Source organism: Mesorhizobium sp. WSM4819, assembly GCF_055811215.1.
Window position 1 is genome coordinate 17,504 of sequence record NZ_JBVVQO010000043.1, and the last position, 15,971, is coordinate 33,474.

The following is a 15,971-nucleotide window of genomic DNA, read 5'->3' on the forward strand; positions in this document are numbered from 1 at the left end:
ATGAAACTTCGCACGCTCACCCTGGGTCTGTTGTCGGCCAGCACCCTCGCGTTCGCCGCGCATGCCGAATCCATCACCATCGCCACCGTCAACAATGGCGATATGGTCCGCATGCAGACGCTGACCGACGATTTCACCGCCAAGAACCCCGATATCCAGCTCCAGTGGGTCACGCTCGAGGAGAACGTGCTGCGCGAGCGCGTCACCACCGACATCGCCACCAAGGGTGGCCAGTACGACGTGATGACCATCGGCACTTACGAAGTTCCGATCTGGGCCAAGCAGAGCTGGCTGCTGCCGCTCGACAAGCTCGGCGACGACTATGACGTCAAGGACATCATCCCGGCCATCGCCGGTGGCCTGTCGGTCGATGGCACGCTTTATGCAGCACCGTTCTATGGCGAAAGCTCGTTCGTCATGTATCGCAAGGACCTGATGGAGAAGGCCGGGCTGACGATGCCGGACGCGCCGACCTGGGACTTCGTCAAGCAAGCCGCCGAGAAGATGACCGATCGCGCCAATGGCGTGAACGGCGTCTGCCTGCGCGGCAAGGCCGGCTGGGGCGAGAACATGGCCTTCCTGACCGCCATGTCGAACTCCTTCGGCGCACGCTGGTTCGATGAGAACTGGAAGCCGCAGTTCGACCAGCCCGAATGGAAGAACACGCTGCAGTTCTATGTCGACCTGATGAAGGCCAATGGCCCGGAGGGCGCGTCTTCGAACGGCTTCAACGAAAACCTGGCGCTGTTCCAGCAGGGCAAGTGCGGCATGTGGATCGACGCCACCGTCGCTGCCTCCTTCGTCTCAGACCCGAAGAACTCAACGGTCGCCGACAAGGTCGGTTATGCGCTGGCGCCCGACAATGGCCTGGGCAAGCGCGGCAACTGGCTGTGGGCGTGGTCGCTGGCCATTCCCGCCGGCACGCAAAAGGCTGACGCCGCCCAAAAATTCGTATCGTGGGCAACCAGCAAGGCCTATCTCGAGCTCGTCGCGTCGAAGGAAGGCTGGGCCAATGTTCCGCCGGGAACGCGCACCTCGCTCTACGCTAACCCCGAGTACCAGAAGGCGGCGCCGTTCGCCAAGATGACGCTGGACTCGATCAACGCCGCCGATCCGACGCATCCGACCGTCAAGCCGGTGCCCTATGTCGGTGTCCAGTTCGTTGCCATCCCCGAGTTCCAGGGCCTTGGCACCACCGTCGGCCAGCTGTTCTCGGCCGCACTCGCCGGCCAGACCAGCGTCGACGACGCTCTGAAGCAGGCCCAGGACGCCGCCACCGCAACGATGACCGAGGGCGGTTATATCCAGTAGGCTCCTCCCGGTGCCGAAAGCCGGTTGCCCATCTTAACCGGCGGGGGCCGCCCGAATCCCAGTTCGGGCGGCCACCTTCACAACACTGAAAATTTGGCTGAACTTTGAAGGGTGACCGTCATGGCTACTCAGCAGACCCGTTCGCTTGCCCGCTTCATGATGGCGCCATCCGTGGTGCTGCTGTTCGTCTGGATGATCGTGCCGCTGGCATTCACCCTGTGGTTCTCCTTCCAGCAGTACAATCCGCTCAACCCGATCCGCGACGGCTTCGTCGGCTTCTCGAACTACGCGCTTTTTTATTCCAATCCGGCATTCCTGCAGTCGATCCTCAACACGCTTATACTGGTTGGTAGCGTACTTCTGATTACGGTGATCGGCGGGATCCTGCTGGCGCTGCTGATCGATCAGCCGATGTGGGGACAGGGCATCGTCCGCATCCTCGTCATCTCGCCGTTCTTCGTCATGCCGCCGGTCGCCGCGCTGGTCTGGAAGAACATGATCATGCATCCGCAATACGGCGTCTTTGCCGACATTGCGCGTTTCTTCGGCGGGCAGCCGATCGACTGGTTTGGCCAATATCCGATGCTGGCGATCATCATCATCGTCGCCTGGCAATGGCTGCCGTTTGCGACATTGATCCTGCTGACGTCCCTGCAGTCACTCGACGGCGAGCAGAAGGAAGCCGCCGAGATGGACGGCGCCGGTTTTGTCAGCCGCTTCATCTATCTGACGCTGCCGCATATGTCGCGCGCCATCACCGTCGTCCTCCTGATCCAGACGATCTTCCTTCTGTCGGTCTATGCCGAGATCCTCGTCACCACCAATGGCGGCCCGGGTTACGCCTCCACCAACCTGCCCTTCCTCGTCTACCAGAAGGCGTTGCTGGAGTTCAAAATCGGCCAGGCATCCGCCGGCGGAATCATTGCCGTCATTTTAGCCAACATCGTCGCCTTCTTCGCCATGCGCGCGGTCGGCAAGAACCTGGACAGATAAGGGAGGAAACGATGCTACAGGCGCTGAACCACCCCCACTCCGTCCCGATGCGCGGGACACCTCTCCCCCTGCCCGGGGGGGAGGAAACGCCTGCATCGAAGCCGCGCCCTTCCTTTACCCCGTCGATCGGGGGAGAGGTGGTTTGCGCAGCAAACCGGAGTGGGGGTCGACCCTGCCGCCAATATCGCCGATACGGGAGGACCTGACCATGGCACGTGCAGTCAGCACCCAGCACAAGACGATCGCGACCGCGGCCGCCTGGATCGTCGCCCTGCTGATCTTCTTCCCGATCCTCTATACGATCATCACCTCGTTCAAGTCGGAGCAGGAGGCCATCCAGGGCTTCAACCTGTTTCCGTCGGGAACCACGGAAAGCTACACCGCGGTCGAGGCGCAGAGCGGCTACTTCAAGTTCTTCCTCAACTCGGTGTTCCTGTCGGTCGGCTCGACCATCCTGGCCTTGCTCGTCGCCATACCGGCGGCCTGGTCGATGGCGTTCTCGCCGGGCAAGTGGACCAAGGACATCCTGATGTGGATGCTTTCCACCAAGATGATGCCGGCGGTTGCCGTGCTGTTCCCGATCTACCTGATCTTCCGCGATACCGGATTGCTCGACAGCCGCGTCGGCCTGATGGTCATGCTGATGCTGATCAACCTGCCGATCGTGGTGTGGATGCTCTACACCTATTTTCGCGAGATCCCCGGCGAGATCCTGGAAGCGGCGCGCATGGACGGCGCATCGCTCTGGAACGAGATCGTCTATGTGCTGACGCCGATGGCGGTGCCGGGCATCGCCTCGACGATGCTGCTCAACATCATCCTGGCATGGAACGAGGCGTTCTGGACGATCCGGCTGACCACCACCGAGGCCGCGCCGCTCACCGCCTTCATCAGTTCCTTCTCAAGCCCGCAAGGGCTGTTCTGGGCCAAGCTTTCGGCGGCCTCGACGCTGGCGATCGCGCCGATCCTGATCATGGGCTGGTTCAGCCAGAAGCAGCTGGTGCGCGGCCTGACGTTTGGCGCCGTGAAGTAACACCGCCGCAAGCGATGAACGACGGACAATAACCCCTCGGGGAGGAAACCATGGGAAACATCACGCTCAAGCACGTCTCCAAGTCGTTCGGGTCGACGATCATCATTCCGGGCATCGACCTGGTCATCGAGAACGGCGAGTTCGTCGTCTTCGTCGGCCCGTCGGGCTGCGGCAAGTCCACGCTGCTGCGACTGATCGCCGGGCTGGAGGACACCACCGCCGGCACCATCAACATCGACGGCCGCGACGTCACCGGCGAGGCGCCGGCCAAGCGCAAGCTGGCCATGGTGTTCCAGTCCTATGCGCTCTACCCGCACATGACCGTGGCCAAGAATATCGCCTTCCCGCTGAAGATGGCGGGCGAGGACCAGGCGACCATCGATCGGAAGGTCAAGGACGCGGCACGCATCCTGAACCTCACCAACTATCTCGATCGCCGCCCCGGCCAGCTCTCCGGCGGTCAGCGCCAGCGCGTCGCCATTGGCCGCGCCATCGTGCGCCAGCCATCGGCTTTCCTGTTCGACGAACCTCTGTCCAATCTCGACGCAGCACTGCGCGGCACCATGCGGCTGGAGATCAGCGAGCTGCATCATCAGCTCAAGACGACGATGATCTACGTCACCCACGACCAGGTCGAGGCGATGACCATGGCCGACAAGATCGTCGTGCTCAACGCCGGCAACATCGAACAGGTCGGCTCGCCGATGGAGCTCTACAAGACGCCGAAGAACCTGTTCGTCGCCGGCTTCATCGGTTCGCCCAGGATGAACCTGATCGAAGGCGCGCCGGCGGCCAAACATGGCGCCAAGACCGTCGGCATCCGTCCCGAGCATATGAACATCTCGACGACTTCAGGCGAATGGAAAGCCACGGTCGGTGTTGCCGAGCATCTCGGCTCCGACACGTTTCTGCACGTTCAGGCCGACGGTGTCGGGCCGCTGACGGTGCGCGCCGACGGCGAACTGGCCGCCCATCACGGCGACACGATCTATCTGACGCCGGACCAGACCAAGCTGCACCGCTTCGGCGCCGACGGAAAGGCGATGTTGCAATGAGGCTCAAGGGTAAATCGGCGCTGATCACCGGATCGGCGCGCGGCATCGGCCGGGCGTTCGCCGAAGCCTATGTCCGCGAGGGCGCCACGGTCGCCATCGGCGACATCAATCTCGAAGCTGCGGAAAAGACCGCTTCGGAGATCGGCGGCAATGCTTACGCCGTGAAACTGGACGTCACCGACCTCGCTTCGATCGAGGCGGCGGTGAAAGCAGTCGAGACAAGGGCCGGCGGACTGGACATCCTGGTCAACAACGCCGCTCTGTTCGACTTGGCGCCGATCGTCGAGATATCGAAGGCTAGCTACGACCGGCTGTTTTCGGTCAATGTCGCCGGCACGCTGTTCATGCTGCAGGCAGCCGCCCGCTCGATGATCGCGGCTGGCCGGGGCGGCAAGATCATCAACATGGCGAGCCAGGCCGGGCGCCGCGGCGAGGCGCTGGTTGCCGTCTACTGCGCTAGCAAGGCAGCCGTCATCTCACTCACCCAGTCGGCCGGCCTCGACCTGATCAAGCACCGCATCAACGTCAACGCCATCGCGCCCGGCGTCGTCGACGGCGAGCACTGGGATCATGTCGATGCCCTGTTCGCCAAATACGAAAACCGGCCGAAGGGCGAAAAGAAGCGGCTGGTCGGCGAGGCCGTGCCCTATGGCCGCATGGGCACGGCGCAAGACCTCACCGGCATGGCGGTGTTCCTGGCCAGCGACGACGCCAAATACATCGTCGCCCAGACCTACAATGTCGATGGCGGCCAGTGGATGAGTTGAACTTTCCTTCTCCCCTTGGGGGAGAAGGTGCCGAGTGAAACGAGGGTGGACGGGGGGTTCTGATGCAGCACTTCGTCCAGCACCCCTCAACCGTCTCGGCGCTGCGCGCCGATCCACCTTCTCCCACAAGAGGAGAAGGTCAGGCAGGCGCAGGCGCCGCAATGAGAAGGCGTTTGTTAAAATGACCGTAAAACTCTCATCGGCGGCACTGTCCCGCCTGCCGGAAAAAGTCGTCGGCCCGAAATACGATCGCGCCGCGCTCAGGGCCGGCATCGTGCATTTCGGCGTCGGCAATTTCCATCGCTCGCACCAGGCCGTCTATCTCGACGACCTGTTCAATGCGGGCGTCGGCCACGATTGGGCACTGGTCGGCGCCGGCGTCTTCGAGGGCGAAAAGGTCGGCCGCGGCAAGTTGCAGGAACAGGACTGGCTGACCACCGTGGTCGAGCAGGATTCTGGCCACATGAGCGCCCGCGTCACCGGTGTCATGATCGACTTCCTGATGCCGGGCGACGCGGTCGCGATCATAGCGCGGCTTGCCGACCCGGCGATAAGGATCGTTTCGCTGACCATAACCGAGGGCGGCTATTTCATCGATCCGGCGTCCGGCGTGTTCAATCCGACCCATCCCGATATCGTCGCCGACGCGCAGCCGGGAGCAATGCCGAAGACTGTCTTTGGCATCATTCTTGCCGGGCTGTTGCGGCGCCGCGACGACGGCATAGTACCGTTCACGATCATGTCCTGCGACAACATCCCCCACAACGGCCATGTCACCGCCGATGGCGTCATCGGGCTCGCGCGGCAGATCGACGAGAAACTGGCGACCTGGGTGAGCGAGAACGTCGCCTTTCCCAACGGCATGGTCGACCGCATCACGCCGGCCACCACCGACCGCGAGCGCGGCATTCTGTCGAGCGAGTTGGGGCTTGACGACAATTGGCCGGTATTTTGCGAGCCGTTCAGGCAATGGGTCCTGGAGGACCATTTCACCGACGGCCGCCCGCCGCTGGAAAAGGTCGGCGTGCAGTTCGTCAGCGATGTCGCACCCTACGAGCTGATGAAGATCCGCATCCTCAATGGCGGCCATGCGACCATCGCCTATCCGGCCGGGCTGATGGACATCCATTTCGTCGACGAGGCGATGCAGGAGCCGCTGGTGCGCGGTTTTCTCGAAAAACTGGAGCACGACGAGATCATCCCGACGGTGCCGCCGGTGCCGGGTACCGTGCTGGAGGACTACTACCAGCTCATCGAGCACCGCTTCTCCAATCCGAAGATCGGCGACACCATTCGCAGGCTTTGCCTCGACGGCTCCAACCGGCAGCCGAAATTCATCATCCCGACCATCGCCGACCGGCTGAAGGCCGGCAAGGGCGTCGCCGGCCTGGCGCTGGAATCGGCGCTCTGGTGCCGCTATTGCTTCGGCACCACGGATTCAGGCGCGGTCATCGAGCCCAATGATCCAAGCTGGGACCGGCTGCAGACGACCGCCAGGGCGGCAAAGGCTGCGCCTGCCGCCTGGCTGGCCATGGAGGACATCTATGGCGAGGTCGGCCGCTCGACGCCGTTTGTCGAGGCCTTTGCCAAGGCGCTCGAGGCGCTCTGGGCCGATGGCGCGCGTGCGACGCTGACGCGCTATCTCGCCGGCAATCTCTAAGATCGGCTCAATGCCGATGAAGCCCTGCCGATGAAGGCCCTTCAATGACGCCTGACCTGGTCATTTTCGACTGCGACGGCGTGCTGGTCGACAGCGAGGGGCTGTCCGTTTCGGCGCTGCTTGGCATGATCACGCTTGCCGGCGGCAGTGTCAGCGAGGATGCCGCCTATGAGCTTTTCCTCGGCAAGAGCATGAAAAGCGTTCGCGAAATCCTCGGTCGCGACTTCGGACTTGATATCACTGACCAGCACCTGAGCGCGATGCGCGTCGGGCTGATGCGCAAGTTTCGCGACGAGCTGAAGCCGATCCCCGGCATCGGCCAGATTCTGCCGAGGCTCGCCATGCCATGCTGCGTTGCTTCCTCCGGCACGCTGGATCGCATCCGCTATGCGCTCGACGTCACCGGGCTGCTCGGGCTGCTCGAGCCGCATCTGTTCAGCGCCGCCATGGTGGCGCGGGGCAAGCCGGCGCCGGACCTTTTTCTCCACGCAGCCGCCAAAATGGGAGCGATCCCGCAAAATTGCGTCGTCGTCGAGGACAGCCCCGTCGGCGTCGCGGCGGCACGGGCGGCGGGAATGCATGTCCTCGCCTTCACCGGCGGCTCGCATGCCTGCAACCCGGCACTGAAAGCGCGGCTTGCGTCGAGTGAACCGGACTTTATATTCGCTGACATGCTGCAACTGCCCGATCTGATTGCAGGCCTGGGAGCGAGAGTAAGAACATCTTGACGAACAGTTTCGTTTGCGCGGTCGATGTCGGCACCGGGAGCGCCCGTGCGGGCATTCTCGACACCGGAGGCACCTTGCTCGGCCGCGCCGAGCATCCGATCGTCATGAACCGGCCGAAGGCCGATCACGCCGAGCACGATTCGCAGGATATCTGGTCGGCGGTCTGCATTGCGGTGCGCGCGGCCAATGAAAAAGCCGGCGTGGCAGCGCAGGATATCGTCGGCATCTCCTTCGACGCCACCTGCTCGCTGGTGGTGCGGGGCAAGGATGGTGGCCAGCTCAGCGTCTCGGTATCGGGCGAAAGGCGCTGGGACACCATCGTCTGGCTCGATCACCGCGCCATTGCCGAGGCCGATGAATGCACCGAAAGCGGCCACGCCGTGCTCGACTATATCGGCGGCGTCATGTCGCCGGAAATGGAGACGCCGAAGCTGATGTGGCTGAAGCGCAACCTGCCCGGAACATGGAACGAAGCCGGCTATCTATTCGACCTCGCCGACTTTCTCAGTTGGAAGGCAACCGGTTCGCTCGCCCGCTCGCAATGCACGCTGACCGCCAAATGGACCTATCTGGCGCATGAAGAGACCGGCTGGCGGCACGACTTCTTCAAAGCCGTCGGGCTCGGCGATCTTTTCGAGCACGGCAATCTGCCTGACAGGGCCAGCCCGGTGGGCGCCGATATCGGCCGGCTGAGCAAGCAAGCCGCGGCCGAGCTTGGCCTGAGCGAACAATGCCGGGTCGGCGCTGGCGTCATCGATGCCTATGCCGGCGCGCTCGGCGTGCTCGGCGGCTTCGCCGGCGATGAAACCAACATCGGCCGGCATCTGGCGCTGATCGCCGGCACTTCGAGCTGCGTCATGGCGATGTCGCCCGACCCGCAACCCTTTGCCGGGGTCTGGGGCCCGTATTATGGCGCGGCCCTTCCCCGGCTTTGGCTGTCGGAAGGCGGCCAATCGGCCACCGGCGCGCTGCTCGATCACATCATCCGCTGGCACGGCGCCGGCGGCGAGCCGGACGCCGCCATGCACGCCAGGATTGCCCGACGCGTTGTCGAGTTGCGCGCCATAGAGGGCGAAAATCTGGCCGGAAGGCTGCATGTGCTGCCGGATTTCCATGGCAACCGCTCGCCGCTCGCCGACCCGCATGCCGTCGGCGTCATCAGCGGTCTGACGCTGGATTCCTCCTTCGACAGCCTGTGCAAGCTGTATTGGCGCACCGCCGTCAGCATTGCGCTGGGCGTGCGCCATGTGCTGGAAGCGCTGAACGAGAACGGCTATCTGATCGACACGCTGCATGTCACCGGCGGTCACACCAAGAACCCGCTGCTGATGGAGCTTTATGCCGACGCCACCGGCTGCACGGTGGTCGAGCCGCTGGCCGATGAGGCGGTGCTGCTCGGCACCGGCATGATCGCCGCCACCGCCGCCGGACTTTTTCCCGATTTGAACGCCGCCTGCGTCGCCATGCAGCAAGGCGGCAAGACGCGAGAGCCCAATTCGACGGCCGCCGGCCGGTTCGACCGCGACTACCGGGTGTTTTTGGAGATGCACCGGCAGCGGCAGGCGCTGGATGCGATCAGGTAGTCTCGAATGGCCTGCAATGCGTCTGCTATCTCTGATTCCATCGCCGGATAATTGGCTCGCCAAGGTCGTGCTCATAACCGAGCACGCTTGTGCTGGCGGTGTCCAGCACGAACAAGGCGCCATCTTGCGGCGGCAGGCCGAGCCAGCGCGCCGCCAGCACCCGCAGGAAATGCGAGCTTGAAAACACCAGGACATTGCCGTTGACGGCGCGCAATTCATTGACGATCCGATCGGCCCTCGCGCCGACATCCTCTGCCGCCTCGCCGTCAGGGCAGCCGTCGCGAAACAGACGCCAGCCGGGGCGCTCGATGAGGATCTGCTTCGTGGTCAGTCCCTCGTAGGCGCCGTAATCCCATTCCGCCAGATCGGCCTTCTTCACGCCGGCCGAACCGAAGCCGGCCAGCGCGCAGGTCTTGAAGGCGCGCTGCGACGGGCTCGACCAGACAGCCTGGAACGAAAACCCCTGCAACCGCTCGGCGACCCGCCCGGCGGCCGCCTCGCCGGCTGGCGTCAACGGTATGTCGGTCAGGCCGGTGTGCTTTCCCGACGCGCTCCATTCCGTCTCGCCATGCCGAACCAGGTAAATTTCGGGAAACGCGCTCATCCGCATGCCTTTCGATGGAATCCGATGTGATGCCCGCTCGTGAGATCGGGCAACGACGCGATCATAGCGGCTTCTGCGCTCTCTGGCTCAACTCTTCCCCTGAGCCAGCCCCCTTGCCATAGCTGCCCATTTCGTGGACAAGCCGTGCGGATAATGCGGAATCCGGGCCGATCACGGCCATTTTCCGCGCTGAGACGCGGCTTCCGGCCCTTTTTGCCGACGCGCCGCAATCGGATAGGCGAAATAATGTCTGCGATCGAAGCCGGCGCGCGCGCGCCGGAAAATCTTTGGCGTCGGGAAATCAAGGCGACGCTGGCGCTCGCCTGGCCGATGGTGCTCACCAATCTCGGCCAGACCGCGATGACCGCCACCGACGTCATGATGATGGGGCGGCTGGGTCCGGACACGCTGGCCAGCGGCGCGCTCGGCGCCAACCTCTATTTCATGCCGCTGATCTTCGGGCTCGGCATGATGTTGGCGACCTCGCCGATGATCGCCACGGAACTCGGCCGCCGTCGCCACTCGGTGCGCGATCTGCGCCGCACCGTGCGGCAGGGCCTGTGGCTGGCAATCCTGATCTCAATCCCGATCTGGATATTTCTCTGGTACGGCGAGGCCGTGTTGCTGGCCATGGGCCAGGAACCGGCGCTGGCGCATCAGGCCGGCATCTACCTGCGCTGGCTCGAATGGGCGGTGCTGCCATTCTATGGCTATATCGTCCTGCGCTCGTTCATCTCGGCGCTGGAGCGGCCGGGTTGGGCGCTGGTCATCGTCTTCGTTGCCGTCGCCTGCAATGTGTTCTTCAACTGGGTGTTCATGTTCGGCAATCTCGGCGCTTCTTCGATGGGCATTGCCGGCTCCGGCCTCGCCACCACGCTGTCCAGCATGCTGATGTTTGCCGGCATGGCGGCGGTGGTGATGCTTGAGCCGAAGTTTCGCCGCTACCAGCTGTTCGGGCGCTTCTGGCGGGCCGATTGGCCGCGCTTCAAGGGCCTGCTGCGGCTCGGCCTGCCGATCGCCGGCCTGCTCGCCTTCGAGGTGACGATCTTCAACGCGGCGGCCCTTCTCATGGGCCTGATCGACGCCGCCTCGCTCGCGGCGCATGCCATCGCCATCCAGATCGCCTCGATCAGCTTCATGGTGCCGCTCGGCCTCAACCAGGCGGCGACGGTGCGCGTCGGGCTCGCCCATGGCGCCGGCAATCCGGAAGGTGTTTCCCGCGCCGGCTGGACCGCTTTTGTCATCGGCGTCTCGTTCATGGCGCTGATGGGGCTGGTGATGATCCTGTGGCCGCAACTGCTGATCAGCGCCTTCATCGATCTCGGCGACCCGGCCAATGCCACTGTGATCGGGCTTGCCGTGTCGTTCCTGGCCTTTGCCGCGCTGTTCCAGATTTTCGATGGCGCCCAGGCCGTGGCCGCCGGCATGCTGCGCGGCCTGCACGACACCCAGGTGCCGATGATCTATGCCGCGATCGGCTATTGGGGCATCGGCCTGCCGCTCGGCGTGCTGCTCGCCTTCCATTCCGGGCTCGACGGCGTCGGCATCTGGATCGGCCTCTCGTTGGGGCTGGCGGTGGTGGCGGTGCTGCTCCTGGCGCGCTGGCTGCGGCGCGACAGGATCGCGCCGCCGCTCTCCTTTGGGCATTGATGAAAGCGGCTTCGTCACGAAGCAGGGCGGCGTCGTGACGGCTATGGATATTTCGTCTGATTTGCAGTTGCGGCCTGTGGGCTTAAGTCGCTGTGCAACTCCTTTGGCAGTGGAAGGCTTGAGCACCGCAAGTGCACCGCGCGGGCGAACAATTTTCGTTGCTTCTGCTGGTGCTCCTTGATGGCTGCTGCGAGCCCTAATCCGTACGGGCCAAGAAAGACGCCGGTTCCCCAGCCCGGCTGCTTTTTTTCGCGAGCGTCGTAGTCCGAAGCCTCCATGCGGGCTTGCTGGCATTCCGGCGACGCCCATTTCCGGTCTTGCTTCGAAAGCGACGCTCCATAGTCGACCGGAGAGGTCGCGCACCCGGCTACTGTCGCGGCCAACGCGACGAACATTGCAATTCTCATCCCCAAGCCCTTGATAAGCATTGTGAGAGTACACAGAACTCTTCTTCCAACAAGGAGATAGCTCCGAAGAAGCGAAGAAGGTGTTGGAACGCCAAGCGCAGAGGCGGCTTGCTAGCTAGAGCGGGATGAATTGAGGCTGAATCGAAAGGGGATTCCCGAAGGCGAGCAAATCAGATTCAACCTGCTGGCTGGGTCAGGAGGCCAGCATGGATGGGCAAGCCTTATTCGATGGATCTTCGCACGCGGGTGGTAGCGTCGGTTGAGCAGGAGGGCCTGTCGCGACGTCAGGCGGCAGAGCGCTACGGGGTTGGAATCAGCACGGTCATCCGATGGGTACGCCGCTTGCGCGAAACGAGCAGCCTTGCGCCCGGCAAGATGGGTGGGCAAAGGCCGAAGAAGATTGCTGGAGAGCATCGGGAGTGGCTGTTGGTGCGCTGCCGGGCGGCGGAGTTCACACTGCGCGGTCTTGTGGCCGAGCTTGGCGAGCGCGCCCTGAAGGTCGATTACCGCTCGGTGTGGGAGTTCGTCCATGCCGAGAAGCTCAGTCACAAAAAAAGGCGCTGATCGCGGCTGAGCAGGATCGCCCCGATGTGGCGCGCAGGCGAGCACAGTGGGCAAAGTATCAGGACCGCATCGATCCTTCCCGCCTGGTCTTCATCGATGAGACCTGGACCAAGACCAATATGGCGCCAGGCTGTTCTTGCTGCCCAAATACTCCCCCGACCTCAACCCTATTGAGAAATTCTTCGCCAAGCTCAAGCACTGGCTGCGCAAGGCTGCCAAGCGAACAGTCGAGACCGTCTGTGACGCTATCGGCCAAATCCTCGGCACTGTCACCTCAACCGAATGCACAAACTACTTCATCGAGGCCGGTTATGCGCCAACCTAAATTCATCCCGCTCTAGTTTGAAGTCGCCCGCCGTTCAAGCGAACGTGCATATTGCGTCAGCGGGAAGCACATGACGAAGAAGATCAAGGCGACCAGCCCATAGACGGTGAACGGCTCGAAGGTCGCATTGTTGATGGCGTTGGATGTCCTGACCAGTTCCTCGAAACCGATGATCGAGGTCAGCGCGGTCGACTTGATCAGCTGCACCAGGAAACCGACGGTCGGGGCGCGGGTGATCGAAAACGCCTGCGGCAGGATGATCAGCCTGAGTTCCTGCAGATAGTGAAGGCCGAGGCTGGCGCCGGCGTCCCACTGGCCGCGCGGCAGCGCATCGACGCCGCCGCGCCAGATCTCGGCGAGATAGGCGCTGGCGAAGAAGGTCAGGCCAAGCGCTGCAGCGGTCCACGGCTCGATGCGCAAGCCCAGCATCGGCAGGCCGAAGAACATCAGGAAAAGCTGCATGAGCAGCGGCGTGCCCTGGAAAAGCGCAATGTAGCCCGAGGCCAGCCGCCGCGCCCATTTATTCTTGGCGATCCGGAAGAACAGCACGAGCATCCCGACCACACCGCCGCCGACGAAGGCCGCCAGTGACAGAAGCACCGTCCAGCGCGCGGCGAGCAGGAGGTTGCGGACGATATCCCAGAAGGTGAATTCGATCATGACACGCCGGCTCCCAGAGCGCGGCGGCCGCCGCTGACCAGCAGCCGGCGCAGCCCCATCGACAGGACGAGATAGACCATCGTCACCACGAAATAGGTCTCGAAAGCACGGAAGGTGCGCGCCTGCAGCATGTCGGCCTCGTAGGTCAGTTCGCGCACCGCGATCTGCGACACCACGGCGGACTCCAGCATCATAATGATGATCTGGCTGGTCAGCGCCGGAAAGATCACCTTGAGCGCTTGCGGCAGCACGATCTTGACGAAGACCTGACGCAGCCTGAGCCCAAGCGCAAGGGCTGCTTCCGTCTGCCCGCGCGGCACCGCGTCGAGCCCGGCGCCGACGATCTCGATCGTGTAGGCCGCCATGTTGAGCGTCATTGCCAGCATGGCGGCCAGCAGCGGATCGAGCCTCACGCCGATGCTGGGCAACCCGAAGAAGATGAAGAACAGCTGCACAAGGAACGGCGTGTTCCTGATTATTTCGACATAGACGCCGATTGCCCGCTTGAGCAGCAAGGGGCCGTTTCGCCGCCCTGCTGCGCCGAGGATGCTGAGGAACGTTCCCGCCAGCGTGGTCACGGCGATCAAAAGGATCGTCATGGCCGCCCCGCGCGCGATCGCACCTGTCGCATCGGCAAGCCAGCCGAAGTCGAGGCTGTAGCCCATGATAGGTCCTTACCCCGGAGATCAATCCTTGAGGTTGTCGGGATTGAGCGGTGTTTTGAGCCAGGCTTTCGAGCTTTCGTCCAGCTTGCCGTCGGCCAGCATCTTGGCGACTGCGTCGTTGACCGCCTGCTTCAGGCGGTCCTCGTTCTTGTTGAGGCCGATATGCGAGGGCGAGGTGAGAAGCTGGAACTTCTGCTCCGGCTTCAGTGCCTCCTGGCGGGCGAGCACCTGGGCGCCGACATCGTTGCCGACGACCATCAGTTGGGTCTGACCCGAGATGAAGGCCTGGATGACGGAATTATAGTTGTCGAAACGGCGGATGTCGGCCGAGGCGGGTGCTGCCTCGGTCAGCGACGTATCTTCCAGCGTGCCGCGGTTGACGGCGATCGACTTGTCGGCGAGATCGTCCTTGCCTTCGACCTTGAGCGCGGCCGGGCCGATGACGGCGATATAATAGGGCGCGTAGGCGGCGGCGAAATCGATCACCTGCTCGCGCTCCTTGGAGTAGCCGACGCTCATCAGGATATCGACGCGCTTGTCGGTAAGATACGGGATGCGATTCTGCCCGGTCACGCTGACCAAGTTGAGCTTGACCTTGAGCTGGTCGGCGATGAACTGCGCCACGTCGACGTCATAGCCCTTGATGCTCATATCGGCACTGGCCGAGGAGAAGGGCGGAAAGTCGGAGAAAATGCCGACATTGATCGCGCCGGCCTTAGTAATGTCGTCGAGCGCGTCGGCATTGGCGGCCTGGGTGGCAAGACCGAGGCCGGCGAGCAGCAGCACGGCGGCGATGGATGATTTCATCTGAAATGTCATTGTCGTTCCCCTGCTGGAAGCTTGTTTTGTTTGAATGCGGCCGCCGGCTCCAGCGCGGCGGTCGCCTTGGATGTGCGTCAGGCTCTCTTGCCTGAGATCGCCGGGCTGAACACCATCAGGCTGAGGATCTCGAACAGCACCTGCGCGCCGGCATGGGCCGTGTTGGTGGTTGCGTCATATTGCGGCGCCACCTCGACGACGTCGCCGCCGACGATGTTGAGCCCTTTGAGGCCGCGCAGAAGTTCAAGCACTTCCCGCGTCGTCAGCCCGCCTACTTCCGGCGTGCCGGTGCCCGGCGCAAAGGCCGGGTCGATGCTGTCGATGTCGAAGGACACATAGGTCGGGCCATCGCCGACTATTCTGCGCGCCTTCGCGATGATGGCTGGGATGCCGAGGCCGGTCACCTCTTCGGCATGCACGACGGTCATCCCGGATTCGTAGGTGAACTCCCACAGATATTCGGCCGATCCGCGGATGCCGATCTGGATGGTGCGCGACGGGTCGAGCACGCCGTCGAGCACCGCGTTGCGGAACGGGCCGCCATGGTGGAACTTGGTCATGTCGAACAGGCCGCTGGTGTCGCAGTGGGCGTCGATATGGATCATGCCGACCGGCGCTTTTTTGCCGACAGCCTTCAGGATCGGATGGCTGATCGAATGATCGCCGCCGACCGAAAGCGGAATGACGCCGGCGTCGACGATCTGGTTCGTCCGGCGCTCGATGTCGTCATGGCTGGTTTCCAGCCGGTAGCGGCTCTGGAACGGCACGTCGCCGATGTCGGCCACCTTCAGTTCGTGTGTCGGCGCGCATTCCAGCACATGGTTGTAGGGGCCGATGCGCTCGATGGCGCGCAGTGCCCTTGGCCCGAAGCGGGCGCCCGGCCGGTTGGTCACGCCAAGGTCCATCGGCACGCCGATCATCGCCACCTGCAGATCGCCGAAATCAGGATTGTCGGCGGCTATTTCCCGGTAAGGCGCGCTGAGGAAGGTCGGGATGCCGGAATAGGGTGCCAGCCGCGTGCCGCTCTTGGAAAAAATCTTGTCGGCGACGCGCCGGAATTTTGGGTCGAACATCTCGCCGCCATGGCTTTCGCCATATTTGCGGCGCAACGCTTCGAGCTTGCCGCTGTTATAACCCATGTCGGTCC

The 15,971-nt window shown here is 63.3% G+C and carries 15 protein-coding genes and 1 pseudogene; 10 read left to right on the forward strand and 6 right to left on the reverse strand.

From position 1 onward, the window contains the following. The 8 genes from AC0L18_RS27835 (at nt 1) to AC0L18_RS27870 (ending at nt 9,130) form a co-directional block, all read left to right on the forward strand. Nucleotides 1-1,311 (forward strand): ABC transporter substrate-binding protein, encoded by a 1,311-nt coding sequence (locus AC0L18_RS27835; RefSeq protein WP_027152174.1) that lies wholly within the window; start codon nt 1-3, stop codon nt 1,309-1,311. Between the two features lie 120 nt (nt 1,312-1,431). Continuing rightward, nucleotides 1,432-2,304, forward strand: a complete 873-nt coding sequence (locus tag AC0L18_RS27840) for a carbohydrate ABC transporter permease (protein WP_473495063.1) — start codon at nt 1,432-1,434, stop codon at nt 2,302-2,304. Nucleotides 2,305-2,512: 208 nt separating this feature from the next. Then, complete coding sequence (locus AC0L18_RS27845; protein WP_473495064.1) at nt 2,513-3,337, forward strand: carbohydrate ABC transporter permease; 825 nt, start codon at nt 2,513-2,515, stop codon at nt 3,335-3,337. Between the two features lie 50 nt (nt 3,338-3,387). Beyond that, nucleotides 3,388-4,392: an ABC transporter ATP-binding protein gene (locus tag AC0L18_RS27850; RefSeq protein ID WP_091596290.1), complete on the forward strand. Its 1,005-nt coding sequence runs from the start codon at nt 3,388-3,390 to the stop codon at nt 4,390-4,392. Continuing rightward, a complete protein-coding gene (locus AC0L18_RS27855) occupies nt 4,389-5,159 on the forward strand; it encodes an L-iditol 2-dehydrogenase (RefSeq protein WP_473495065.1) in 771 nt (256 codons plus the stop codon). Before AC0L18_RS27850 ends, AC0L18_RS27855 begins: the two co-directional genes overlap by 4 nt. Nucleotides 5,160-5,340: 181 nt before the next feature. Further along, a complete protein-coding gene (locus AC0L18_RS27860; RefSeq protein WP_473495066.1) occupies nt 5,341-6,819 on the forward strand; it encodes a mannitol dehydrogenase family protein in 1,479 nt (492 codons plus the stop codon). Nucleotides 6,820-6,863: 44 nt separating this feature from the next. Beyond that, on the forward strand, nt 6,864-7,547 hold the full coding sequence (locus tag AC0L18_RS27865) for an HAD family hydrolase (protein WP_473495067.1): 684 nt from the start codon (nt 6,864-6,866) through the stop codon (nt 7,545-7,547). After that, on the forward strand, nt 7,544-9,130 hold the full coding sequence (locus AC0L18_RS27870) for an FGGY-family carbohydrate kinase (protein WP_473495068.1): 1,587 nt from the start codon (nt 7,544-7,546) through the stop codon (nt 9,128-9,130). The genes AC0L18_RS27865 and AC0L18_RS27870 overlap by 4 nt, the downstream gene beginning before the upstream one ends. Before the next feature lie 25 nt (nt 9,131-9,155). Here AC0L18_RS27870 and AC0L18_RS27875 read toward each other — a convergent pair whose 3' ends face one another. Further along, nucleotides 9,156-9,734, reverse strand: coding sequence for a histidine phosphatase family protein (locus AC0L18_RS27875; protein WP_473495069.1), 579 nt, complete (start codon nt 9,732-9,734; stop codon nt 9,156-9,158). Nucleotides 9,735-9,980: 246 nt separating this feature from the next. Here AC0L18_RS27875 and AC0L18_RS27880 point away from each other — a divergent pair, with 246 nt between their 5' ends. Then, nucleotides 9,981-11,384, forward strand: a complete 1,404-nt coding sequence (locus tag AC0L18_RS27880; RefSeq protein WP_473495070.1) for an MATE family efflux transporter — start codon at nt 9,981-9,983, stop codon at nt 11,382-11,384. 41 nt (nt 11,385-11,425) lie between these two features. Here AC0L18_RS27880 and AC0L18_RS27885 read toward each other — a convergent pair whose 3' ends face one another. Beyond that, nucleotides 11,426-11,791: a hypothetical protein gene (locus AC0L18_RS27885; RefSeq protein WP_473495071.1), complete on the reverse strand. Its 366-nt coding sequence runs from the start codon at nt 11,789-11,791 to the stop codon at nt 11,426-11,428. A gap of 210 nt (nt 11,792-12,001) precedes the next feature. On the opposite strand from AC0L18_RS27885, the pseudogene AC0L18_RS27890 reads away from it, so the two are divergent. Further along, a pseudogene (locus AC0L18_RS27890) lies at nt 12,002-12,680 on the forward strand (transposase). Nucleotides 12,681-12,692: 12 nt separating this feature from the next. On the opposite strand, the gene AC0L18_RS27895 reads toward AC0L18_RS27890, so the two are convergent. The 4 genes from AC0L18_RS27895 to speB form a co-directional block, all read right to left on the reverse strand. Further along, a complete protein-coding gene (locus tag AC0L18_RS27895) occupies nt 12,693-13,340 on the reverse strand; it encodes an amino acid ABC transporter permease (protein WP_027152165.1) in 648 nt (215 codons plus the stop codon). Then, nucleotides 13,337-14,005: an amino acid ABC transporter permease gene (locus tag AC0L18_RS27900; RefSeq protein WP_023801531.1), complete on the reverse strand. Its 669-nt coding sequence runs from the start codon at nt 14,003-14,005 to the stop codon at nt 13,337-13,339. The genes AC0L18_RS27895 and AC0L18_RS27900 overlap by 4 nt, the downstream gene beginning before the upstream one ends. A gap of 21 nt (nt 14,006-14,026) precedes the next feature. Then, complete coding sequence (locus AC0L18_RS27905; RefSeq protein ID WP_473495072.1) at nt 14,027-14,824, reverse strand: transporter substrate-binding domain-containing protein; 798 nt, start codon at nt 14,822-14,824, stop codon at nt 14,027-14,029. A 77-nt stretch (nt 14,825-14,901) separates the two neighbouring features. Next, nucleotides 14,902-15,963: an agmatinase gene (speB, locus tag AC0L18_RS27910; protein ID WP_473495073.1), complete on the reverse strand. Its 1,062-nt coding sequence runs from the start codon at nt 15,961-15,963 to the stop codon at nt 14,902-14,904. Nucleotides 15,964-15,971: the final 8 nt, after the last annotated feature.